The sequence below is a fragment of the Curvibacter gracilis ATCC BAA-807 genome (genome assembly GCF_000518645.1).
Classification (GTDB): Bacteria; Pseudomonadota; Gammaproteobacteria; order Burkholderiales; family Burkholderiaceae_C; genus Curvibacter; species Curvibacter gracilis.
Genome location: NZ_JADZ01000028.1, coordinates 25,553 through 47,902, shown reverse-complemented (window position 1 = coordinate 47,902; position 22,350 = coordinate 25,553). Strand labels below are relative to the sequence as shown.

Here is a 22,350-nt window from a genome sequence, read left to right as displayed (position 1 = left end):
CCGCTCGCCCTGCAGGCATGAAAAAAGCCCGCGGCCGGTTTGGCTGCGGGCTTTTCTTTTTTTGGTGGGCTCAGTGCAGTTGCTGGTTGCCCGGTGCCATCGGCTGCACGCGAAAGAAGCCGGTGCCGGCGGTGCCGCTGCCGATTTCCTCTTCGGTGGCCTCGCGCACCGCATGCACCTTCAGGTGCAGGCGGATCGCGATGCCGGCCAAAGGGTGGTTGCCGTCGAGCACCACGTGCTCGGGGTAGATCTCGGTCACGGTGTAGAGCGCGTCGCGCGGTGCGTCCGGGTTGCAGCCGGCGGGCAGGGCGGTGCCGTCGAAGGTCATGCCTTCTTCCAGCTCTTTGGGGAACAGCGAACGCGGCTCCAGGAAGATCAGGTTTTCGTTGTACTCGCCAAAACCTTCTTCGGGTTCGATCTGCAGCTTGACGCTGGCGCCGGGCTCATGGCCTTGCAGCACTTCTTCGATTTTCTTCAGCAGATCGTCACCGCCCACCAGAAAGTCAACCGGCTCGTCGAGCACGTCGAGTTCTTCGTTCAGGGTGTCGGTGAGGGTCCAGGTCAGTGCGACCACGCATTGTTCAGTGATTTCCATGGCGTCCGCCTTGATAGATGCGGTGAAAAGGGGGATGGGGCGGGCTCGTTGCGGGCGGCCCGGGGCCGGGGGCGCTGGCCCTGCAAGCACTGCAGGGCAGGGAGCGCGACCGGCGTCGAGGGCCCGAGTGTATGCGACAGGCCTGATGGCGGCGCGCAAGGCGTGACCAGCCTGGGGATTTCGCACGCCTGCCATGAGGCGGGGCTACCATGACGAGCGGCGCAGGTGGCGTGCATTCCGCGCCTTCGCCATGACCGTCCACCACAGGGCCATCCCCTCCACCAGCTGATCTGTGCATGTTCAAGGGTTTTTCTTTTCTGTCCGGGCTCGGGGGCCTGCTGGGCTGGCGTGGCCGCAGTGTGCTGGCTGTGCTGTGGCTGCTGACCGTCCCTTGGCCTGGCCTGGCTGCGCCGCTTCTGCTGGAGAACCTGCCGCAGGGCCAATCACTGACCGGCCAGGTGCAGGTGCTGGCCGACCCGAGCGGCCAGGCCGATCTGGCGGCCGTGCAGGCTTCGCAGGGCTTCACCCAGCCCGGTCAGGTGCTGCGCACGCTGGGCGACCACCAGGTGCTCTGGCTGCGCGTGCAGGTGCGGCAGCAGGAGGCGCAGGGCGACTGGCTGCTGCTGTTCCCGAGCACGGCCATGCATGCCCTGGCCTTTCATGGCCCTTTCAATCAGGCCGGTGAGGCCCTGGCACCCCCGGTCTACACCGGCTTGAGTCAGCCCTATGACAGCCGACCCTTGGCCAGCGAGCGCTATGCGCAGCGCCTCAGGCTGCCTGCGCCGGGTGTCTACACCGTCTACCTGCGGGTGCAGACCAACACGGCCAAGACCTTGAACCTGCAGATCTGGGACACCGCCCGCTACCTCGCCGCCCGGCCGCAGAAGCTGTTGTTCGACGGCCTTTGCTATGGCGTGCTGCTGGCCTTGGTGCTCTACAACCTGGCCCTGGTGCGGGGCTGGCGCGACCGCAGCACGGCCTATTACGTGCTGACCGGCGTGGCCGCCTTTCTGACCCTGGCCACCTACAACGGCCACACGGCCCACTACCTCTGGCCCGATTCGCCCTGGTGGATCGAGCGCAGCTACGTGCTGGCCCCGGCGCTGTGGGTGGGCTTCAGTGCCTTGTTCGGGGCTGCATTCCTGTCGGATGGGGCGCCGACCCGCTGGCGCTGGCTGGACGCCGTGGCGGCGGGTTTGCTGCTGTGCGCCGCGGCCATTCTGCTCGGTGGTGTGGCGGGTAGCTTGGAGCTGGCTCAGAACATCCTCGAAGCCTCGGCCGTGGCGGGCGTGCTTCTGCTCACCGGCCTGGCCTTCGTGCGCTGGCGCGGCGGCTTTCGGCCGGCCTTCTGGTACCTGGCAGGGCGCCTGGTGCTGTTTTCCTTCGTGCTTCTCACCGTGGCCATCAGCTGGGGCTGGTTCAATCTGCCGTTCTGGCTGGCCAATGGCCTGCAGTTCGGCGTGTGCGCCGAATCGGTGGTGTTTGCCCTGGCCCTCAGCGCCCGGGTGCGCGAGCTGCAGATGCAGCGGGCCGAACTGCGCATCCATGCCGAGCAGATGGCCCTGGTGGCCGCCACCGACCCCCTGACCGGTCTGGCCAACCGCCACGGGCTGGAGCAGGCCGCCACGGCTTTGCTGACCCGCCCCGGGCAGCAGGCGGTGCTGATGATCGATCTGGACCGCTTCAAACCCATCAACGACACCTTGGGGCACGAGGTGGGGGATCGGGTGCTGGTCGAGGTGGCGGCGCGCCTGCGCGGCGCCGTGCGCGAATCGGATGTGGTGGCCCGGCTGGGTGGCGACGAGTTTGTGCTGTTGCTGGCCCAGGTGCTGGATCTGGCCCAGCTGGAGGCCCTGGCGCGGCGCCTGGTGCAGGCGGTCTCGCAGCCCATGGTCTTGGGCGAGGCCCGTGTGCAGGTGGGCGTCAGCGTGGGCGTGGCCTTGCCACCCGGTGACGGGCGGGCCCTGAAGGAGCTGATGCTGGCAGCCGACCAGGCCATGTACCAGGCCAAGCGCCTCGGCAGCGGCTATGCCTTTGCCGCCCACTGAGGCGGCCATGGATGTTCCTTGCGGCGCGTCACGGAACGCCAGGCCGGTTCCGTAGGAGAATCGCGCCACTTGGAGCAACCATCCGGCCCGACCGGAGCTTTTTTTCTCATGGACATCACCCAACCCCTCACGCTGCTCGGCGGCCTCAGCCCGCAGCAATTCATGAAGCGCCATTGGCAGCGCAAGCCTTTGCTGGTGCGCCAGGCCGTGCCGGGCTTCCAGCCTCTGCTGGACCGCTCCGAGCTGTTCGAACTGGCCTCGCGCGAGGACGTGGAGTCGCGTCTGGTGCGCCAGACCCACCCGGGTTGGGATGTGCGCTCCGGCCCTTTTGCCCGGCGCAGCCTGCCGGCCCTGAACCAGCCGGACTGGACCCTGCTGGTGCAGGGCGTGGACCTGCACGACGAAGCCGTGCATCACCTGATGCAGGGCTTTCGCTTTGTGCCTGACGCCCGGCTGGACGACCTGATGATCAGCTACGCCAGCAACGGCGGCGGGGTGGGGCCGCATTTCGACAGCTATGACGTGTTCCTGCTGCAGGCGCACGGCAAGCGCCGCTGGCGCATCGGCCGCCAGACCGACCTGAGCCTGCGCGACGACACGCCGCTCAAGGTGCTGGCGAATTTCGAGCCCGAAGAGGAGTACGTGCTGGAGCCGGGCGACATGCTCTACCTGCCGCCGCGTTACGCCCACGATGGCATCGCCGAAGGCGAGTGCATGACCTACTCGATCGGCTTTCGCTCGCCCAAGCGGGGCGAGTTGGCCCGCGAGGTTTTGCAGCGCCTGGCCGAGGATGCCGATGATCTGGCCGGTGAGAACCTGTACCGCGACGCCAGTCAGCCCGCTGTGGCCGACCCTGCGGCCATTCCCGAAGGCCTGCATGAATTTGCTGCCGATGCCTTGCAGCGCGTGCTCAACGACCCCGACGCCCTGGCCCGTGTGATCGGCGAAGCCCTCACCGACCCCAAGCCCCAGGTCTGGTTCGAGGCGGCCAGCGACGAGGCGGACGTGTCGGCCGGTGTGCGGCTGGATCGCCGCACCCGCATGTTGCACGACGAGCGCCACATCTTCATCAATGGCGAAGGCTTCCGTGCCGCCGGGCGTGACGCCACGCTGATGCGTCAACTGGCCAGCCTGCGTGTGTTGGGCGGGCGTGATGTGGCCCGGCTCAGTGCCGGGGCCCGCGACCTGTTGACCGAGTGGTGCGAGGCCGGCTGGCTGCACCCCCTGCCCACCGGCTTGTGAGTCGCATGGCTGGCGATCAGGCCCCAGACCAGCCAAGCACTCCCCCTGCCGGGGCGGTGCCGGTGTGGCCCTTCGAAGGCCGCTTCGAGGGGCGTGAGGCCTTTGCCGAGCGCATCCGACAGGCCCTGGCTGCGGCCGCCCGTGAAGGCTGGCGCGAGCTGTTCCTGTGTGACGAGAACTTCGAGGACTGGCCGCTGGGCGAGCGCAGCGTGATCGAGTCACTGTCGGGCTGGTCCCGCGGCGGACGCCGCATGCTGCTGCTGGCCACCTCCTATGAAGAGCTCAAGCGGCGTCACCACCGCTTTGTGCACTGGCGTCAGACCTGGGATCACCTGATCGAGGCCCGGGCCTGCCGCAGCCGATCCGTGTCGGAATGGCCCAGCGCCCTGTGGTCGCCCGCCTGGGCCCTGCAGCGCCTGGATCTGCAGCGCAGCACCGGCATCTGCAGCGCCTTGCCCGAGCGGCGGGTGGCGCTGCGCGAGCTGCTGGACGAGTGCTGGCGCCGCGGTTCACCGGCTTTCCCAGCCTCCACGCTGGGTTTGTGAGCGCCGATAAGATCTGGGTTTTGCATGGGCCGCGAGGCGTTTGCCTCTGCTCAGAAGTCAACCTTCAACTTTACGTGGCAGATACAGAAGGCGACTGATTTCCGCTTGTCAGTATTTGTTGGGATTGACGTTTCCCTTCTATAATTTCAATTTGAGTGAAAAAGCGCGGCTAAAGCAGCGCACGCTCAGTCAGAGCCGTTCGTAGGGATGGTCTGACGCAACGGAATTCTCTCTGTCCAACAAGGAAACTTGAAATGAAGAAATCGCTCGTTTTGGCGACCCTGATCGCTGCCGCCGCCCTCGCCGCTTGTGGCAAGAAGGAAGAACCGGCTCCTGCTCCGGCACCGGCTCCTGCTGCCGCCCCCGCTCCGGCTGAGGCTCCTGCTGCTGCTCCGGCCGCCCCGGCTGCTGACGCTGCTGCTGCCGCTCCGGCCGCTGCTGCTGCCCCGGCTGCTCCCGCTGCCGACGCCGCTGCTGACGCTGCCAAGAAGGCCGCTGAAGACGCTGCTGCCAAGAAGTAATTTCTCATTGCTTCAAAAAAGCCACCTTCGGGTGGCTTTTTTTCGTCCGTCCCTTTTGGGTGGGCTCAATCCGGTCCTTGGCTGGCGCCTGTCAGAGGCTGTACCAATCCGAGCCGAGCGTCGGGCTGGCGATACCGATGGCTTCTTCGGGCCAGTCCAGGGCCTGGGCCAGCGTCTGCCGCACCAGGCTGGCCTCGTTGTTCTGCTCGCTCAGGTGGGCCGCGACCACATGGCGCAGTGCCGGGTGCTTGAGTTGAGCCAGGGCCTGGGCGCTGGCCTGGTTCTCCAGGTGGCCCCAGGGGCCGCTGATGCGCCGCTTGAGAAAGGCCGGGTAGCGCGAGCGGCTCAGCATCTCGGCGTCATGGTTGGCTTCCAGGTACAAGGCCTGGCAACCGGCCAGCTGGGCCAGCACATGAGGGGTGATGTGGCCCAGATCGGTCAGCAGGCCCAGGCGCGACTGGCCATCTTCACAGCGCAGTTGCAGGGGTTCGCGCGCATCGTGTGGCACGGTGAAGGGGTGCAGGCTCATGCTGCCGAAATCGATCACCTGCTGATCGCGCGCCAGCCGCAGGCAGTCCCCCAGGTCGGGCTGGCCCAGGGCCAGCCAGGTGCCTTCGCTCATCCAGACGGGCACATGGTGTTTGGCCGACAGGCTGAGGGCGCAGCCGATGTGGTCTGAATGTTCGTGGGTGATGAAGAGGCCGTGCAACTCGCTGACCAGCAGGCCCGCCTGGGCCAGCCGGGCTTCCAGCTGGCGTATGCCCAGCCCGCAGTCCACCAGCAGCCGGCGACAGTCGCTGCCTTGGCCCGCTTCCACCACGGTGGCATTGCCCGTGCTGCCGCTGGCCAGATTCTTGAATCGCATCGGGAGAATGAAGTTGCTGAGGCGCTTTGCCCGCCCCGGACCCGGGCGGCAGACAAAAGAAAGGGCAGGTCACCCGGACCTGCCCTGCTGTCGTGCCGACCTGAGGGCCGGAGGGTCTTATTTCAGGTCGTCGACCAGCACCTTCACGATGCGCTGCGCCGTGCTGCTGGTTTCCGGTGCGCCATTGGCATCGAGCACCGAGACGGTGGTGTTGTTGCCTTCGCTGCGCACGGCGATCTGGTACTTCACGGGGGCCGTGTTGGTGTCCGAACTGCTGAACAGCTTGCCGATGAAGCTGGGCTCCTTCTTGTCGGGGTTGGGGGCGATGTAGCGCACAAAGTACAGGCCCTTGGCGCGATCGCGGTCTTCCACCGTGAAGCCGGTGCGGTCCAGGGTCAGGCCGACACGGCGCCAGGCGCGTTCGAAGCCTTCGTCCATTTGCACCACCGGCAGGTTGTTGACCTGGGCAGCGCGGGCCAGCGGTGCGGGGGCCGCTGCAGCGGTCTGGGCGCGGGCCTGTTCAGCCGTACCACCGCCGAGCTTGACCATCAGGCGGCGCAGAAACTCGGCTTCCAGCTCTGGGTCGGCGGGGCGGGGTTGCCAGGCGGTCTGGGCCGTGTCCTTGTTGTTGGTGGTGTAGGTTTCCACCATGCCGCGGTGGCTGATGTAGATCTCGGTGCTGCCGTCGGCAGCCCGTTCCAGGCGGGTGCGGAAGCGATCCCGCTCGCCGGTGTCGTACAGGGAGTCGATCACCTTGCCCAGGGTGTTGCGGATCCAGTCCTGGGGCAGCTTGGCGCGGTTTTCGGCCCAGTCGGTTTCCATGATGCCCAGGCGCGAGTCCTCGGTCACCAGGCTGAAGCCGTTTTCCACCCAGAAGTCATGCACCGGGGTCCAGAGCTGGTCGGCCGAGCGCTTGACCACCAGCCAGCGCTGGTTGCCCGAGCGCTCCACGCGCACATCACCCAGGCTGCTGGCTGCCGTCTGGATGGCCGACACGGGTTGCTTGCCCATGGCCGCCTGGAAGCCGGTGGCCGAGACGCTGCTGCCGCCGCCCAGGGCGTAGCGGGTGTCACCGCTCAACTGCGTCAGGTCGGGTGGCACTTCCAGCGTGGGCGCCTTGGTGGCGCTTTTGTAGTTGATCTTGTCGCTCTCCAGCGACGAGCAGGCGCTGAGGGCGACAGACAGGCTGAGCAGGCTGAGCAGGCTGCAAGGGCCCAGTCGTGTGGTTGGGGTCACGGGAAGTCCTTCCAAGGCAGGAATAGGGTGTCGGTCGACGGCGGTCAGATCAGGCCGGCAGCGCGCAGGGCGGCTTCCACCACCGGCTCGTTGGCCGGTGTCAGCTCGGTCATGGGCAGGCGCATCGCGCCACCGCACAGACCCATGCGCTTCATGGCCCACTTGACGGGGATGGGGTTGGCTTCAACGAACAGGTGCTTGTGCACCGGCATCAGCTTGAACTGGATCTCCATGGCGCGCTTCACGTCGCCGGCGATCGCCGCCACGCACAGCTCGTGCATCAGGCGCGGTGCCACGTTGGCGGTCACGCTGATGTTGCCTTGGCCACCACACAGCATCAGGGCCACGGCGGTCGGGTCATCGCCCGAGTAGACGGCAAAGCCCTTGGGCACTTCGCGGATCAGCCACTGGGCGCGTTCGATGTTGCCGGTGGCCTCCTTGATGCCGACGATGCCGGGCACCTGGGCCAGGCGCAGCACGGTGTCGTGCGCCATGTCGGCCACGCTGCGGCCGGGCACGTTGTACAGCACGGTGGGCAGGTCGCCCACGGCTTCGGCAATCGCCTTGAAGTGGCGGTACTGGCCTTCCTGGGTCGGCTTGTTGTAGTAGGGCACGACCTGCAGCTGGCAGTCGGCGCCCACGCCCTTGGCGAACTTGGCCAGCTCGATGGCCTCGGCCGTCGAGTTGGCGCCGCAGCCGGCCATGATGGGCACGCGCTTGGCGGCTTGCTCCACCGACACGCGAATGATCTCGCAGTGCTCTTCGACGTTGACCGTCGGTGATTCACCCGTGGTGCCCACCACACCGATGCAATCGGTGCCTTCGGCGATGTGCCAGTCGATCAATTTGCGCAGCGTGGGGTAGTCCACGCTGCCGTCTTCGTGCATCGGAGTCACCAGGGCGACGATGCTGCCTGTAATAGGGCCGGTTGGGGAGGTCATGTCCGCAGTCTCAAACGGTAAAAGAGCATTCTAACTAGGCTGCCGGGCCCCCGGGCGTGGCCGGGGCTCAGGGCAGGGCGCTCAGCGCATAACGCGGCAGACCTGCATCGGGTTGTCCGGCCTCGCGAATCGCCACGATGCGCTGCATGAAACGCGCCGGCTCGGGCAGAAAACCGTCCTCGTAGGCCACCACCCGCAGCGGGGCGCAATGGCGCAGCAGTTCGCCGTTTTGCAACAGAAAGTCGGGCCGGGCGGGTTTGCCCACGGTCTCATTGCCTTGGGCAAAGGTTTCGTAAATCAGCACCCCGCCCGGGGCCAGGCTGGCCAGCAGGGTGGGCATCAGGGGGCGCCACAGGTAGTGGGTGACGACCACGGCATCAAACACACGGCCTGCGAAGGGCCAGGGGCCGCCTTCGATGTCGGCGCACACCACCTCGCCCAGGCCGGTGAGGGCCGACAGGGCCTCGGCGTTGCGGTCGACCAGGGTGAGTGGGTGCCCGCGCGCGGCAAACCAGCGCGCATGGCGGCCTGCGCCGCAGGCCACGTCCAGCACGCGGCCACCGGGCTGCACCAGGTGGCTCCAGCGTTGCACCCACTCAGAGGCCTGGCCTGAGCCATGGGTGTTGTGGAGCAGGGGGGGCGCCATCGTTCAATGCCCGGGGCGCACGTCGTCGTGCAAGGCCTTGAGGGCCATCTTTTCGACCAGGCCCGGGGCCAGCAGCTTCAGCCAGCGCCCCAGCTTGCCCTGCAGGCTCATGACCACTTCCCGATCGCGCCGGGCCAGGCCGCGCAGGATGAGGCGCGCGCATTCCTCGACGGTCATGGCCTTGTCCTCCTTGAGTCCGCTGCGCCCGGCCGCCTTGCCCTGGGCGTTGTAGCCACGGGCCCGGATGTCGGTGGCCACCACGCCGGGGTAGGCGGTGGTGACGCTGACGCCGCTGTGGCGCAACTCGGCCCGCAGGGCCTCAAAGAAGCCGGTCATGGCGAATTTGCTGGCGCTGTAGGCGGTGCGACCCGGCACGCCGACCAGCCCGGCCAGCGAGGACACGGCCACGATGCTGCCCTGGGTGGCTTTCAGATGCGGCAGGGCGGCATGCGTGCACCACACGCTGCCCCAGAGGTTGATGCGCATCAGGTCTTCATACCAGTGCAGGTCGTTGTCGGCCACGTCTTCGAACAAGGCATGGGCCGACATGCCGGCGTTGTTGATCAGCACATCCAGGCGGCCGAAGCGCGCCACCGTGGCTTCGATCAGGTGCCGGCAGGCTTCTTCGTCCGACACATCGGTGCGCACCACCAGGGTGTCGCAACCATGGCTGGCGCATTGCAGGGCCACTTCGTTGAGCTTGGCGGCGCTGCGCGCGGCCAACACCAGGGCCAGGCCCCGGCCGTGCTGGCGCGCCAGCTGTCTTGCCACTTCGGCCCCGATGCCGTCGGAGGCACCGGTCACAACCATGGTCTTCATCCTGTTCCCCTCTTTCCCCTCTGATTCATTGGCATCGCCCAGGCCCGGCATCCATCGGATGCACTCAGAAACAGGCCCAGAGCTGGTTGGCGAGTGTCAATAAGAAATCACCTTGCGCATAGAGGGCAAACACCGCTGCCAACAGGCCCGCCACCAGCACCCAGGCGAGGGCATGCGCAGCGCGGGAGCGCCAGGTGTGCGGTGCCCTTGCTTGGGGTGGGGTGGCTTGCATGACCCCGCGTTCAGGCCATGGCAGGCCGTTGGATGGGGGCTTCGCGCACCGGCAGGTTCACCAGGCCGGCGAACACGCCCAGGGCAATGGACAGGTACCAGACGATGTCATAGCTGCCCGTGCGGTCATACAGGTAGCCACCCAGCCAGACCCCCATGAAAGAGCCGATCTGGTGGCTGAAGAAGACAAAGCCCCCCAGCATGGACAGGTGTTGCACGCCGAAGATCTGCGCGATGGTGGCATTGGTGGGCGGCACGGTGGACAGCCACAGCGCGCCCATCACGGCCGCGAACACATACACGCTGGCGGGCGACAGCGGCACCAGCAGGAAGATGCTGATGACCACGGCGCGCGCGAAGTAGATGAAGGCCAGGATGTTCTTCTTGGCCATGCGCTGGCCCAGGCTGCCGGCGATGTACGTGCCGAACACATTGAACAGACCGATCAGGGCCAGCGCATAGCTGGCCACCTGGGGCGACAGGCCCTTGTCCTTCAGGTAGCTGGGCATGTGCACCCCGATGAACACCACCTGGAAGCCGCAGACGAAATAGCCCGCCATCAGCAATTGGAAGCTGGGGTACTTGAAGGCCTCGGCCAGGGCCTGAACAATCGTCTGCTGGCGTTTGACCGGGGCGCCGCCCTGAAATCCCGGCTCGCGCAGGCCGAAGGCCAGGGGCACGATCATCAGCACCATCAGGCTCAGGGTCAGCAAGGCCTCTTTCCAGCCCAGCTGGGCAATCAGCTGCCCTTCCACGGGCACCATCAGGAACTGTCCGAACGAGCCTGCCGCGGCGGCCACGCCCATGGCCCAGGAGCGCTTCTCGGCCGAGATCTGCCGGCCCAGCACGCCGTAGATCACGGCATAGGTGGTGCCGGCCTGGGCCGCGCCGATCAACACGCCGGTCGTCAGCGCGAAAGTCAACGGGCTGGTCGACAGTGCCATGCCAGCCAGGCCCAGCGCGTACAGCAGAGCCCCGCCCAGCAAGACCTTGAAGGCGCCCAGCCGGTCGGCCACCATGCCGGCAAAGATGCCGCACAGGCCCCAGGACAGGTTCTGGATCGCGATTGCCAAGGCAAAGGTCTGGCGAGGCCAGCCCTGGTCCTGGGTGATGGGCTGCAGCCACAGGCCAAAGCCATGGCGGATGCCCATCGACAGCGTGACGATGGCCGCTCCGCAGATCAGAACCTGGGCCATCGATAGATTTTTGGGTTGTGAACTCATGCGGGAAATGTAGCCAATTCAACGTTTGCTTGCAGATCACCCCGGGGACCGTGACAAAGCTCCGCACTCGCTTCCTGTATGCGCATCCAGTTTGGGCGCCTCTGCGCACTACAATCCGCGCCATGGCAGTCAAACCTACGACCGAATATTCCGAAGGCTCGATCCGCGTCCTGAAGGGGCTTGAACCCGTCAAGCAGCGGCCGGGCATGTACACCCGCACCGACAACCCGCTGCACATCATTCAGGAAGTGCTGGACAACGCCGCCGACGAGGCCCTGGCCGGGCACGGCAAGAAGATCAAGGTCACCCTGCACGCCGATGGCTCGGTCAGTGTGGAAGATGATGGCCGCGGCATCCCCTTCGGCCTGCACCCCGAGGAAAATGCCCCCGTGATCGAACTGGTCTTCACCCGCCTGCATGCGGGTGGCAAGTTCGACAAGGGCAAGGGCGGGGCTTACAGTTTCTCGGGGGGCCTGCACGGGGTGGGGGTGAGCGTCACCAACGCCCTGGCCGTGCGTCTGGAGGCCACCTCGTACCGTGAAGGCAAGGTGGCCAAGCTGGTGTTTGCGGCCGGCGACGTGATCGAACCCCTGGTCACCCGCGCGGCCGGCGGTGCCGCTGAGGGCGACCGCAAGCAGGGCACCACGGTGCGGGTCTGGCCCGATGCCAAGTACTTCGAGTCGCCCAACCTGCCCATGGGCGAGCTGACCCACCTGCTGCGCAGCAAGGCGGTTCTGATGCCCGGCGTGTCGGTCACGCTGGTGAACGAAAAGACCAAGGAAAGCCAGAACTGGCTCTACAAAGGCGGCCTGCGCGACTATCTGATGCAGACGCTGAACACCGACCCGGTGATCCCCTTGTTCGAAGGCGAGGGCTTTGCCGACGGCAGCAACGACAGTTTTGCCGACGGCGAGGGCGCGGCCTGGGCCGTGGCCTTCACCGAAGAAGGCCAGCCGGTGCGCGAGAGCTACGTCAACCTGATCCCCACCAGCAATGGCGGCACCCACGACAGCGGCCTGCGCGATGGCCTGTTCAATGCCGTCAAGAGCTTCATCGAGCTGCATTCGCTGCTGCCCAAGGGCGTCAAGCTGCTGCCCGAAGACGTGTTTGCGCGGGCCAGCTATGTGCTCAGCGCCAAGGTGCTGGACCCTCAGTTCCAGGGCCAGATCAAGGAGCGCCTGAACTCGCGCGATGCGGTGCGCCTGGTGTCGAGCTTTGTGCGGCCGGCGCTGGAGCTGTGGCTCAACCAGCACGTCGAATACGGCAAGAAGCTGGCCGAGCTGGCCATCAAGGCCGCCCAGACCCGCCAGCGTGCAGGCCAGAAGGTGGAGAAGCGCAAGGGCTCGGGCGTGGCCGTGCTGCCCGGCAAGCTGACCGATTGCGAAAGCCGTGACATCAGCCACAACGAGGTGTTCCTGGTCGAGGGCGACTCGGCCGGCGGCAGCGCCAAGATGGGCCGCGACAAGGAGAGTCAGGCCATCCTGCCCTTGCGTGGCAAGGTGCTCAACACCTGGGAGGTCGAGCGCGATCGCCTGTTTGCCAACACCGAAATCCACGACATCTCGGTGGCCATCGGGGTCGATCCGCATGGCCCCAACGACAGCCCTGATCTGTCGGGCCTGCGCTACGGCAAGGTGTGCATCCTGTCCGACGCCGACGTGGACGGCTCGCACATCCAGGTGCTGCTGCTGACGCTGTTCTTCCGCCACTTTCCCAAGCTCATCGAGGCCGGCCATGTGTTCGTGGCGCGCCCGCCGCTGTTTCGCGTCGATGCCCCGGCGCGTGGCAAGAAGCCGGCCTCCAAGGTGTATGCCCTGGACGAGGGCGAACTGGCCTCCATCCTCGACAAGTTGCGCAAGGAAGGCGTGCGCGAAGGCAGCTGGACCATCAGCCGCTTCAAGGGCCTGGGCGAGATGAACGCCGAGCAGCTGTGGGACACCACGCTCAACCCCGACACCCGTCGACTGCTGCCCGTCAAACTGGGCGACCAGAGCTTTGCCGACACCGAGGGCCTGATCACCAAGCTCATGGGCAAGGGCGAGGCCGCGGCGCGTCGCGAGCTCATGGAACTGCATGGCGATGCGGTCGAGATCGACATCTGAGCCGCGCCGCCTGGCCCGGCTGCTGCTGATCGCCCTGGGGCTGGCCACCGGCTGGCTGGCGCCGGCCCGCGCCGAGGTGTGGGGCTATGTGGACGCCCGGGGCACGCCGCATTTTGCGGCCGAGCGCCTGGACGATCGCTACGAGCTGTTCTACCGGGGCAATGCCGCGCAAGAGGGCGAGCCGGCCCGGGCCGACACGCCGCGTGCGGTGGCCGTGCCCACGCTGCAGCCCCGGCTGCTGGCCTTTTTCGAGGTGTCGCCGGGCTACAAGCGCGTCAAGCTGCAGATGCGCGAGGCCGCCCAGTTGCACCGGGTCGATTTCGAGCTGCTGCAGGCCCTGATCGCCACCGAGTCGGGCTTTGATGCCAATGCGGTGTCGCCACGCGGCGCCGTCGGCCTGATGCAGGTGATGCCGCCCACGGCCGAGCAATACGGTGTGGTGGGCGATGCCCGCCAACCGATCGAAAAACGGCTGACCGACCCGCGCATCAACCTGCAGGCCGGCACCCGTTACCTGCGCCATCTGCTGGACCTGTTCGACAACCGGCTCGAGCTGGCCCTGGCCGCCTACAACGCAGGCGTCAGCGCGGTGCAACGCGCCGGGCAGCAGGTGCCCAACATCCGTGAAACCCAGAACTATGTGCGCACCGTGACCCAGCTCTATGCGCTGCTCAAGCCGCCGCCGCAGGTGCTGGAGCAGCGGCGCAGCCAGGCCCGGCCCCGCCTGGAGTGGCTGCCGGTGCCCGGCGGCGCCATCGGCCGCGCCAACATGATTGAACCCCGTCTTTCCCCGGGCCTGAACGAGTTGTCGTTCGCGCCCCCGCAACCGTCTGCCATCGAGACCCCATGAGTGACCAACCGACCCTAGATTTAGCTTCCGGCGAGAGTGATGACGGCCTGAGCCTGGCCAGCTACGCCCAGCGCGCCTACCTGGAATACGCCCTCAGCGTGGTCAAGGGCCGCGCCTTGCCCGATGTGTGCGATGGGCAAAAGCCCGTGCAGCGCCGCATCCTGTATTCGATGGACCGCATGGGCCTGGGCTTCAGCGGCAACACGGCGGCCAAGCCTGTCAAGTGCGCGCGCGTGGTGGGTGATGTGCTGGGCCGCTTCCACCCCCACGGTGACCAGGCCGCCTACGACGCCCTGGTGCGCATGGCGCAGGATTTCAACCAGCGCTACCCGCTGATCGACGGCCAGGGCAACTTCGGCAGCCGTGACGGCGATGGTGCCGCCGCCATGCGGTACACCGAGGCGCGCCTGTCCAAGATCACCAGCCTGCTGCTCGACGAGATCGACGAAGGCACGGTGGATTTCATCCCCAACTACGACGGCTCGACCCAGGAGCCCACGCACCTGCCGGCGCGCCTGCCCTTTGCCCTGCTCAATGGCGCCAGTGGCATCGCCGTGGGCCTGGCCACCGAGATCCCCAGCCACAACCTGCGCGAGGTGGCCGACGCCTGCGTGGCCTTGATCCGCAATCCGCAGCTGAGCGAAGCCGAACTGTTCACCCTGGTGCCCGGCCCCGACTATCCTGGCGGCGGCCAGATCATCAGCAGCAGCACCGACATTGCCGACGCCTACCGCAGCGGTCGCGGCTCGCTCAAGGTGCGGGCCCGCTGGAAGATCGAAGAGCTGGCGCGCGGCCAGTGGCAACTGGTGGTGACCGAGCTGCCGCCCGGCGTCAGCAGCCAGCGCGTGCTCGAAGAGATCGAAGAGCTGACCAACCCCAAGGTCAAGGCCGGCAAGAAGGCCCTCACCCAGGAGCAGACCCAGCTCAAGGCCACGGTGCTGGCCGTGCTGGACGCGGTGCGCGACGAATCCAGCAAGGATGCCCCGGTGCGCCTGGTGTTCGAGCCCAAGACCAGCAAGATCAGCCAGCCCGAGCTGATCACCAGCCTGCTGGCCCACACCAGCCTGGAGACCACCGCACCGATCAACCTGACCATGATCGGCCTGGACGGCCGCCCGGTGCAGAAGTCGCTGCGCCAGATGTTCGAGGAGTGGATCGAGTTCCGCCAGGGCACCATCAAGCGCCGTTCACAGTACCGCCTGGACAAGGTGCTGGACCGCATCCACATCCTGGAAGGGCGGCAACTGGTGCTGCTCAACATCGATGAGGTGATCGCCATCATCCGCCACAGCGACGAGCCCAAGGCCGCGCTGATCGCCCGCTTCAAGCTGTCGGACCGGCAGGCTGAAGACATTCTTGAAATCCGCCTGCGCCAGTTGGCGCGGCTGGAGGCCATCAAGATCGAGCAGGAGTTGTCCGAACTGCGTGGCGAGCAGCAAAAGCTCGAAGACATCCTGGCCAACCCCGGCTCGCTCAAGCGCCTGATGATCAAGGAGATCGAGGCCGATGCCAAACAGTTTGCCGACCCGCGCCGCACGCTGATCCAGGCCGAGAAGCGTGCCGTGGCCGAAGTCAAGGTGATCGACGAGCCGGTCACCGTGGTGGTGTCCGAAAAGGGCTGGGTGCGTGCCCGCAACGGTCATGGTCATGAGCCCGGCAGCTTTGCCTTCAAGGCCGGCGACGGCCTCTATGGCACGTTTGAATGCCGCACGGTCGACCTGCTGGTGGTGCTGGGCAGCAATGGGCGCGTGTACTCGGTGCCGGTGTCCACCCTGCCGGGTGCGCGGGGCGATGGTCAGCCCGTCACCACCCTGATCGAACTCGAAACCGGCACCCAGCCGGCCCACTACTTTGCCGGACCGGCCCAGGCCACGGTGCTGCTCAGCAGCTCAGGCGGTTACGGCTTCCTGGCCACCCTGGAAAACCTGGTCTCGCGCAACAAGAGCGGCAAAGCCTTTGTCACGCTGGGCGAAGGCGAGACCGTGTGCAAACCCTCGCACGTGGCCCACAGCAGTGGCTCTCAAGCGCTGCTGCCGGCCACCCATGTGGTGTGCGCCTCCACCGGTGGCCGCATCCTGACCTTTGAGATCAGCGAACTCAAGAACATGGAAAAGGGCGGCCGTGGCCTGATGCTGATCGACCTCGAGCCCAAAGACACCTTGGCCGGTGCTGCGGCCTACACCCGCAGCATCCGCATCGCCGGCACCGGGCGCGGTGGCAAGGCCCGGGACGAGACCCTGGAGATCCGCTCGCTCAACAACGCACGTGCCCTGCGCGGGCGCAAGGGCAAGGCGGCCGATCTGGGCTTCAAACCCGAAGTGATCACAAGAATTGAGTGAAATTGGTATTTATCAATAAATTTCGATAAATATGATTACAATCGCTACTGTTAACAAGGTGTAAACCCCGATCTTCACCTTGGCATGGCCATCTGTCTGATTCTTGGGTCTATGCTCACCGGAAGGTCGGCTCACCGGACTCTGAGGAGCGGAACATGAAGATTGCCAATTTGAAGATGGCCACCAAGTTGTGGCTGGCGGTGGCCTTGATCATCGGGGCCCTGTTGGGCGTGATCGGTTTCTCGGCCTACCGCTCTGCGGCGGTCCAGGCCGAGAGCGACCGCCAGACGGCGGCTTATGCGGCGCGCATCGACAAGGCCACGCGTTGGGCGGGCCTGACCCAGGCCAATTCGGCGCGCACCTACTCCATTTTGCTCAGCGCCGATCCTGCACTGGCCGTGGCCTTGAAGGAGGCGATCGCCAACACCACGGCGCAGATTGGCGAGTTGCAGAAGGCCATCGAGGCCGTGGCCGATGAGCCCTCAGACAAGGCCCAACTGGCCAAGATCGCGGCCAGCCGCAAGGTGATGCTGGATTTGCGTGAGCAGGGGCGCCAACTGCGGGCCGCAGGGCAGGCCGACGAGGTGGTCCAACTGGCCAATGGCCCTTTCAAAACAGCGTTGGCCACCTACCTGGGCGATCTCAACGACTTTGTCACGCTGCAGCACCAGCATGCCCAGGAAAGCCAGCAGCGCATTGGCGAGTCTCGCCTGTTCACGGTGAAGGTGGCCGCGGTGTGCATCGCCCTCATCGTGATCGCCATCCTGTGGGGCGCCTACGGCCTGATCCGCAGCATCGTGAAGCCGCTGAGCCAGGCCAACCGCCTGGCGGCCCGCATCGCCGAAGGCGATCTGAGCAGCACGCTGGAAACGGATCGGCAGGACGAATTCGGCGAGTTGCTGCGTTCGCTGGTGGCCATGAGCCAATCGCTGGCCCAGACCGTGTCGCGGGTTCGCCAGAGCACCGACAGCATCGCCCTGGCCAGCAGCGAGATCGCCGCCGGCAACAACGACCTGTCGATGCGCACCGAGCAGACCTCGAGCAATCTGCAGCAGAGCGCCTCGGCACTCGACAACCTGACCAACACCGTGCAGCACAGCGCGCAGTCGGCCCAGCAAGCCAGCAGCCTGGCCGCCAGTGCCTCGCTGGTGGCCGAAAAAGGCGGTGCCGTGGTGCAGCAGGTGGTGTCCACCATGGACGAGATCCAGACCAGCAGCAAGCGCATCGCCGACATCATCGGCGTGATCGACGGGATTGCCTTCCAGACCAACATCCTGGCCCTGAATGCGGCGGTCGAAGCCGCCCGCGCCGGTGAGCAGGGCCGTGGCTTTGCCGTGGTGGCCGGTGAGGTGCGCAGCCTGGCGCAGCGCAGTGCCGAAGCCGCCCGCGAGATCAAGACCCTGATCAGCGCCTCGGTCGAGCGGGTCGAAAACGGCACCCGCCTGGTCACCGATGCGGGCCAGACCATGGGCGACATCGTGAGTTCGGTGCGCCGCGTGACCGACATGATCGGTGAGATCACCGCCGCGGCCAATGAGCAAAGCGGCGGCATCGCCCACGTGAACCAGGCCGTGGCCAGCCTGGACCAGATGACCCAGCAGAACGCCGCCCTGGTCGAACAGAGCGCCGCCGCCGCGCAAAGCCTGCGCGAGCAGGCCGAGCAGCTGGCCCAGGTGGTGGCCACCTTCAAGGTGGCCGGGCAGGCCGTCAGCCTGGCCCCGCTGCGCACCGCGCCGGCCAAGGCCCCCCACATTCAGGTTCCCCAGCCCGCCAAGCCCGTGGCCCGGTCGGCCCCAGCGCCGGCCTTGTCGGCCGCCAAGGCCCCGAAGGCCCCGGCGCCCGCTGCGCCCCGCCTGGCCACCGCTGCAGCCGCCGGCGCCCAGGACGACTGGGAAAGTTTTTGAGCGGCTTTCGCGGATGCTGCCCCTTTGACTGAGAGCGCAAACAAAAAGCCCGGCGATGCCGGGCTTTTTGTCTGGGGCGCATCGGAATCGGTGTTTACTCGATCTCGGCAATCAGTTCGATCTCGACGCAGGCACCCATCGGGATCTGGGCCACGCCGAAGGCGCTGCGGGCATGGGCGCCGCGTTCGCCGAACACTTCACCCAGCAGTTCGCTGGCGCCATTGGTGACCAGGTGCTGTTCGGTGAAGTCGGGGCTGGAGTTGACCAGGCTCATCACCTTGACGATGCGCTTGACCTTGTTCAGGTCGCCCACGGCGGCGTGCAGGGTGCCCATCAGGTCGATGGCCACGGCACGGGCAGCGGCCTTGCCTTCTTCCGTACCGATGTTGCGGCCGAACTGACCGACCCAGGGCTTGCCGTCTTTCTTGGCGATGTGGCCCGAGAGGAAGACCAGATTGCCGGTCTGGGCAAAGGGCACATAGGCCGCAGCCGGGGCGGCCACGGGCGGCAGTTGGATGTTCAGCGCTTGCAGCTTGTCGTAAATGCTCATGAAAAGGCGTCCTGAGAAGGGTTGGGCGGGCCGGCCGAAGCCGAAAGACGCATTGTGCCGTCTTGCCGCCGCAGCCGCACCGTGAGCCGGCCTTCTGCGTCTTGAAAAGAAGTTATTGAATATCCAAGGGCTCAACCGTCACGGCCACGTTCAGGCGGTGGTTGGCCCCGCCGTGGATCACCCCGCGCATGGGCGACACATCGGCGTAGTCGCGGCCGATCGCCAGGGTCACATAGTCTTCACCCGGGGAGCGGTTGTTGGTGGGGTCGAAGTCGAACCATTGGCCCAGGCCGCCATCTTCGCCGGGTGAATACACCGCCACCCAGGCGTGGGAGGCATCGCTGCCCACCAGGCGCGGCTGGCCGGGTGGCGGCGTGGTCAGCAGGTAACCGCTGACGTAGCGGGCTGGCAGACCCAGCCCGCGCAGGCAGGCGATCATGATGTGCGCGAAATCCTGGCACACGCCCTTGCGCTGGGCCAGGGCCTCCACGGCCGGGGTGTTGATCTCGGTGCTGTTGGAGGCGTAGGTGAAGTCTTCGAAGATGCGCTGCATCAGTGACTGGGCCCCGTCGAGCACGCTGACGCCGGCCCCGAAGCTCGGGCGGGCATAGGCCAGAAAATCGTCGTGCCGCGGCACATAGACCGACGGAAACACGAACTCGGCGGCCGGGTCGTAGCGGCCACCGGCGCGGTAGCGGAAGCGTTCGCGCACCTGTTCCCAGGGCAGGCTGCCGTCGGGCCCCAGGGGCGGTTGCGGGGGCTCGTGCGTCTCGACCACGCTGTGGGCCAGCACGCATAGCTCGTCGTGGGCGGTCTGCAGCGAGAAGAAGGCACGGGCGTTGCCGAACACGTCACGGGTTTCGCTGGTCTGCGCGGCCTCGGGCTGGATTTCCAGCCGGTGGCTGACCAGGGTCTGGGTGGCCGTCTGCAGGGGCTTCAGGTGCGCCATGTGCTGGGCGGTTTCCACCTGGGGGCTGTAGTCGTAGCGGGTCTCGTGGGTGATGCCGAGTCGCATGGCTTCAGGCTCCCAGGCTTTGCCGTGCCTCACCCGAGTGGGTGAAGTACTGGGCGCTGATTTCGTCGGAGATGTTGTAGGCCGCACTGGTGCACAGGGCCAACAGCTCGGCCAGCGGCGGCTGGGTGTCGCTGGGCTCCAGGTGCGCCTCTTCGCTGCACAGCTGCTCCAGGCTCCAGATGTCGGGGTTGGGGATCAGCAGCGACAGGGTGCTCAGTTGCCCCGGTGCACTGCCGGCCAGGCGGGCCAGCCGACCGCGCAGGGTCTGGGCCACCCAGGCCAGCGAGCGGGGGTTGTCGCGGTCCATCACCAGCAGATCGAGCAGGGCGGGCAGTTCGCGGCTTTGCTGGAACTGGGCGTGGAATGTGATGGTGCTGTCAAACAGCGCCAAGGTGGCCTCGAAGCCGGCATCGTCGTGCAGGGCCCCTGCCTTGAGGCCCAGCGACAGCGCCGAGGCCAGAAAGGCCAGACGTTCGATGTGGCGCCCGATGGACAGCAGGCGCCAGCCATCGTCGCGGGTCATGCGGTCGGTCTGGCCACCGGTGATGGCCGCCAGATGGCCGCTGGTGATCTCCAGGGTTTGCAGGGCATCGGCCGAACCCATGGCGCCGCTCGATGCCGCTGCCTTGCAGCGGTTGAAGAACTCTTCCTCGGCCTGCGTGATGACGTTCCAGTGCTCTTGCGACAGCCGCTCACGCACTGCAGAGGCTGCATGCCGCAAGGCACGCAGGTTGAAGCCCACGCTGTTCGCGTGGCCGGTCTTGTCCAGGCCGTCGATCAGCGAGCGCTCGAACACGCGGCGGGCCTGGGTGGCCGGGGGCACACTGGGCAGCACCAGGCCGCCGAGCACGGCCATGTCGCTGAGCCAGGCCAGCAGGGGCTGAGCAGACTGATCGTCGCCGTTCAGGCAGGCGAGCGTGAGGCGGGCCAGGCGCAGTGTGTTCTCGGTGCGCTCGGTGTAGCGGCCCAGCCAGAACAGGTTCTCGGCCGCACGGCTGGTGACCAGGCGCTTGCGCTGCACCACGGCAGCCACGCCCGGATGGGGGTTGAGCAGGCTGGTGCTGTCCACGCGCCCCTCGGTCTGTACCCACACGTCGGCACTGCTGCCGCCGCGCTGCATCGAGGCGATTTCGGCATTGGCACTGGCAATGCGCGCCATGCCGCCCGGCAGCACGCGCCAGGAGCCCGGGCCGTCGGCCACAGCGAAAACACGCAGCATCACCGAGCGGCGGGCCAGCCGGCCCTCACCCTTGACCTGGCGCCACACCGGGATCTGCGACAGGGGCAGGCGCTGCTGCACCGTGTGCTCGTCGCTCTGGCGCAGGATGCGGCCCGCCCATTCATCGAGTTGGCGCTGAGACAGCGTGGGGCCCGAGACCGATTCGAACCAGTGCCGTCCGGCGCTGGCCGGGTAGGTGGGCTTGATCACCGATTCACCGAGCAGGGGCAGTGCGTCTTCCAGGGCCGCGCGCTCGCCGCACCACCAGGTGGGCAAGGCGGGCAATTGCAGTTCCTCGTTGAGCAGGTGCCGCGCCAGAGCGGGCAGAAAGCCCAGCAGGGCCGGCGACTCGAGGAAGGCCGATCCCGGTGAGTTGGCCACCAGCACATTGCCGGCGCGGATCGCCTGCAGCAGGCCCGGCACGCCCAGCGTGGAGTCGGGGCGCAGCTCCAGCGGGTCGAGGAACTCGTCGTCCAGGCGCTTGAGCAGGCCATGCACGGGCTTGAGGCCCTGCAGGGTTTTCAGGTAAAGGCGCTGGTCGCGCACGGTCAGGTCGCTGCCTTCAACCAGGGTCAGGCCCAGGTAGCGCGCCAGGTAGGCGTGCTCGAAATAGGTTTCGTTGTAGGGGCCGGGGGTCAGCAGGGCGATGTGGGAATCGGCGCCGGCCGGGCTCATGGCCTTCAGGCCTTCGATGAGCGCGCGGTAGGTGGCGGCCAGACGCTGCACCTGCATGGCCTCGAAAGCCTGGGGGAACTGGCGCGACACGGCCAGCCGGTTTTCCAGCAGGTAGCCCAGGCCAGAGGGGGCCTGGGTGCGCTGGGACACCACCCACCAGTTGCCGTCGGGGCCACGCGCCAGATCGAAGGCGGCAATGTGCAGGTGGCTGCCACCCACCGGCTTCACGCCCTTCATGGCGCGCAGATAGCCGGGGTGGCCCTGCACCAGGGCGGCCGGCAGCAGGCCGCTGGACAACAGGTGCTGGGGGCCGTAGACATCGGCCATCACGCGGTCGAGCACGCGCACGCGCTGCAGCACGCCGGCTTCGATCTGTTGCCAGCTCTCGGGGCTGATGATCAGGGGGAACAGGTCCAGCGACCAGGGCCGCTGTGGGCCCGAGGCGTCGGCATAGACGTTGTAGGTGACGCCGTTGTCCCGGATCTGGCGCTTGAGGCTGGCCTCGCGGTGGTCCAGATCGGCCAGGCCTTCGCTGCCCAGGTGTTTGAAGAAGTCGCTCCAGGGGCCGGTGAAGCCGGGTAGCGTGGAGGTGTCGTCGCCCGCTTCGCCCGGCTCGGCCGCCTGGGCTTCCTGGCCGCGCAATTCGTCGAAATGGCCGCTGGTGGCGGGCAGCACCAGATCACCCGCCTGCAGGGGCGGGCGGGTGTCGGAGGGTTCTGACGAGAGGGGGGAGCTTGGTTCCACGGGCGGTATTGTCCCATGAGCGGCTTGTTGAACTGATGCA

The 22,350-nt window shown here is 66.8% G+C and carries 18 protein-coding genes; 8 read left to right on the top strand and 10 right to left on the bottom strand.

Translation table 11 applies throughout. The features are described 5' to 3' along the window. Positions 1-70 precede the first annotated feature (70 nt). Positions 71-595 carry an FKBP-type peptidyl-prolyl cis-trans isomerase gene (locus L880_RS0119770; protein ID WP_027477145.1) on the bottom strand — a complete coding sequence of 175 codons (525 nt, stop codon included), beginning with the start codon at positions 593-595 and terminating at the stop codon, positions 71-73. A 296-nt stretch (positions 596-891) separates the two neighbouring features. On the opposite strand from L880_RS0119770, the gene L880_RS0119765 reads away from it, so the two are divergent. The 4 genes from L880_RS0119765 to L880_RS35130 all read left to right on the top strand — a co-directional run bounded on the left by L880_RS0119765 (position 892) and on the right by L880_RS35130 (position 4,951). Beyond that, complete coding sequence (locus L880_RS0119765) at positions 892-2,643, top strand: diguanylate cyclase (protein ID WP_084461473.1); 1,752 nt, start codon at positions 892-894, stop codon at positions 2,641-2,643. A 108-nt stretch (positions 2,644-2,751) separates the two neighbouring features. Further along, the gene (locus L880_RS0119760; protein WP_027477143.1) at positions 2,752-3,885 is read left to right on the top strand and encodes a cupin domain-containing protein; all 1,134 of its coding nucleotides are present in this window, start codon (positions 2,752-2,754) and stop codon (positions 3,883-3,885) included. Positions 3,886-3,890: 5 nt separating this feature from the next. Further along, positions 3,891-4,430: a hypothetical protein gene (locus L880_RS0119755; RefSeq protein WP_051443448.1), complete on the top strand. Its 540-nt coding sequence runs from the start codon at positions 3,891-3,893 to the stop codon at positions 4,428-4,430. A gap of 254 nt (positions 4,431-4,684) precedes the next feature. Beyond that, on the top strand, positions 4,685-4,951 hold the full coding sequence (locus tag L880_RS35130; RefSeq protein ID WP_043330029.1) for a hypothetical protein: 267 nt from the start codon (positions 4,685-4,687) through the stop codon (positions 4,949-4,951). A gap of 91 nt (positions 4,952-5,042) precedes the next feature. Here L880_RS35130 and L880_RS0119750 read toward each other — a convergent pair whose 3' ends face one another. The 6 genes from L880_RS0119750 to L880_RS0119720 form a co-directional block, all read right to left on the bottom strand. Beyond that, a complete protein-coding gene (locus tag L880_RS0119750) occupies positions 5,043-5,816 on the bottom strand; it encodes an MBL fold metallo-hydrolase (protein WP_027477141.1) in 774 nt (257 codons plus the stop codon). 117 nt (positions 5,817-5,933) lie between these two features. Beyond that, positions 5,934-7,052, bottom strand: coding sequence for an outer membrane protein assembly factor BamC (gene bamC, locus L880_RS0119745; protein WP_051443447.1), 1,119 nt, complete (start codon positions 7,050-7,052; stop codon positions 5,934-5,936). Positions 7,053-7,096: 44 nt separating this feature from the next. Continuing rightward, on the bottom strand, positions 7,097-7,993 hold the full coding sequence (dapA, locus tag L880_RS0119740) for a 4-hydroxy-tetrahydrodipicolinate synthase (protein WP_027477139.1): 897 nt from the start codon (positions 7,991-7,993) through the stop codon (positions 7,097-7,099). A gap of 67 nt (positions 7,994-8,060) precedes the next feature. Next, the gene (locus L880_RS0119735; RefSeq protein WP_051443446.1) at positions 8,061-8,639 is read right to left on the bottom strand and encodes a class I SAM-dependent methyltransferase; all 579 of its coding nucleotides are present in this window, start codon (positions 8,637-8,639) and stop codon (positions 8,061-8,063) included. A gap of 3 nt (positions 8,640-8,642) precedes the next feature. Continuing rightward, on the bottom strand, positions 8,643-9,458 hold the full coding sequence (locus L880_RS0119730) for an SDR family oxidoreductase (protein ID WP_027477137.1): 816 nt from the start codon (positions 9,456-9,458) through the stop codon (positions 8,643-8,645). A 242-nt stretch (positions 9,459-9,700) separates the two neighbouring features. Beyond that, positions 9,701-10,912 (bottom strand): MFS transporter, encoded by a 1,212-nt coding sequence (locus L880_RS0119720; RefSeq protein ID WP_027477136.1) that lies wholly within the window; start codon positions 10,910-10,912, stop codon positions 9,701-9,703. Between the two features lie 122 nt (positions 10,913-11,034). On the opposite strand from L880_RS0119720, the gene L880_RS0119715 reads away from it, so the two are divergent. From L880_RS0119715 to L880_RS0119700, 4 genes are all read left to right on the top strand, one after another. Then, positions 11,035-13,014, top strand: coding sequence for a DNA topoisomerase IV subunit B (locus L880_RS0119715; RefSeq protein ID WP_027477135.1), 1,980 nt, complete (start codon positions 11,035-11,037; stop codon positions 13,012-13,014). Beyond that, the gene (locus L880_RS0119710) at positions 12,992-13,864 is read left to right on the top strand and encodes a lytic transglycosylase domain-containing protein (RefSeq protein WP_027477134.1); all 873 of its coding nucleotides are present in this window, start codon (positions 12,992-12,994) and stop codon (positions 13,862-13,864) included. Before L880_RS0119715 ends, L880_RS0119710 begins: the two co-directional genes overlap by 23 nt. Further along, positions 13,861-16,203, top strand: coding sequence for a DNA topoisomerase IV subunit A (parC, locus tag L880_RS0119705; protein ID WP_027477133.1), 2,343 nt, complete (start codon positions 13,861-13,863; stop codon positions 16,201-16,203). The genes L880_RS0119710 and parC overlap by 4 nt, the downstream gene beginning before the upstream one ends. Before the next feature lie 155 nt (positions 16,204-16,358). Continuing rightward, a complete protein-coding gene (locus L880_RS0119700; RefSeq protein WP_043330025.1) occupies positions 16,359-18,107 on the top strand; it encodes a methyl-accepting chemotaxis protein in 1,749 nt (582 codons plus the stop codon). 94 nt (positions 18,108-18,201) lie between these two features. Here L880_RS0119700 and L880_RS0119695 read toward each other — a convergent pair whose 3' ends face one another. The 3 genes from L880_RS0119695 to L880_RS0119685 form a co-directional block, all read right to left on the bottom strand. Continuing rightward, a complete protein-coding gene (locus L880_RS0119695; RefSeq protein WP_027477131.1) occupies positions 18,202-18,657 on the bottom strand; it encodes a RidA family protein in 456 nt (151 codons plus the stop codon). A gap of 112 nt (positions 18,658-18,769) precedes the next feature. Beyond that, positions 18,770-19,672, bottom strand: a complete 903-nt coding sequence (locus L880_RS32950; RefSeq protein ID WP_043330023.1) for a transglutaminase family protein — start codon at positions 19,670-19,672, stop codon at positions 18,770-18,772. Between the two features lie 4 nt (positions 19,673-19,676). Then, on the bottom strand, positions 19,677-22,310 hold the full coding sequence (locus L880_RS0119685) for a circularly permuted type 2 ATP-grasp protein (RefSeq protein ID WP_027477130.1): 2,634 nt from the start codon (positions 22,308-22,310) through the stop codon (positions 19,677-19,679). Between the last annotated feature and the right edge of the window lie 40 nt (positions 22,311-22,350).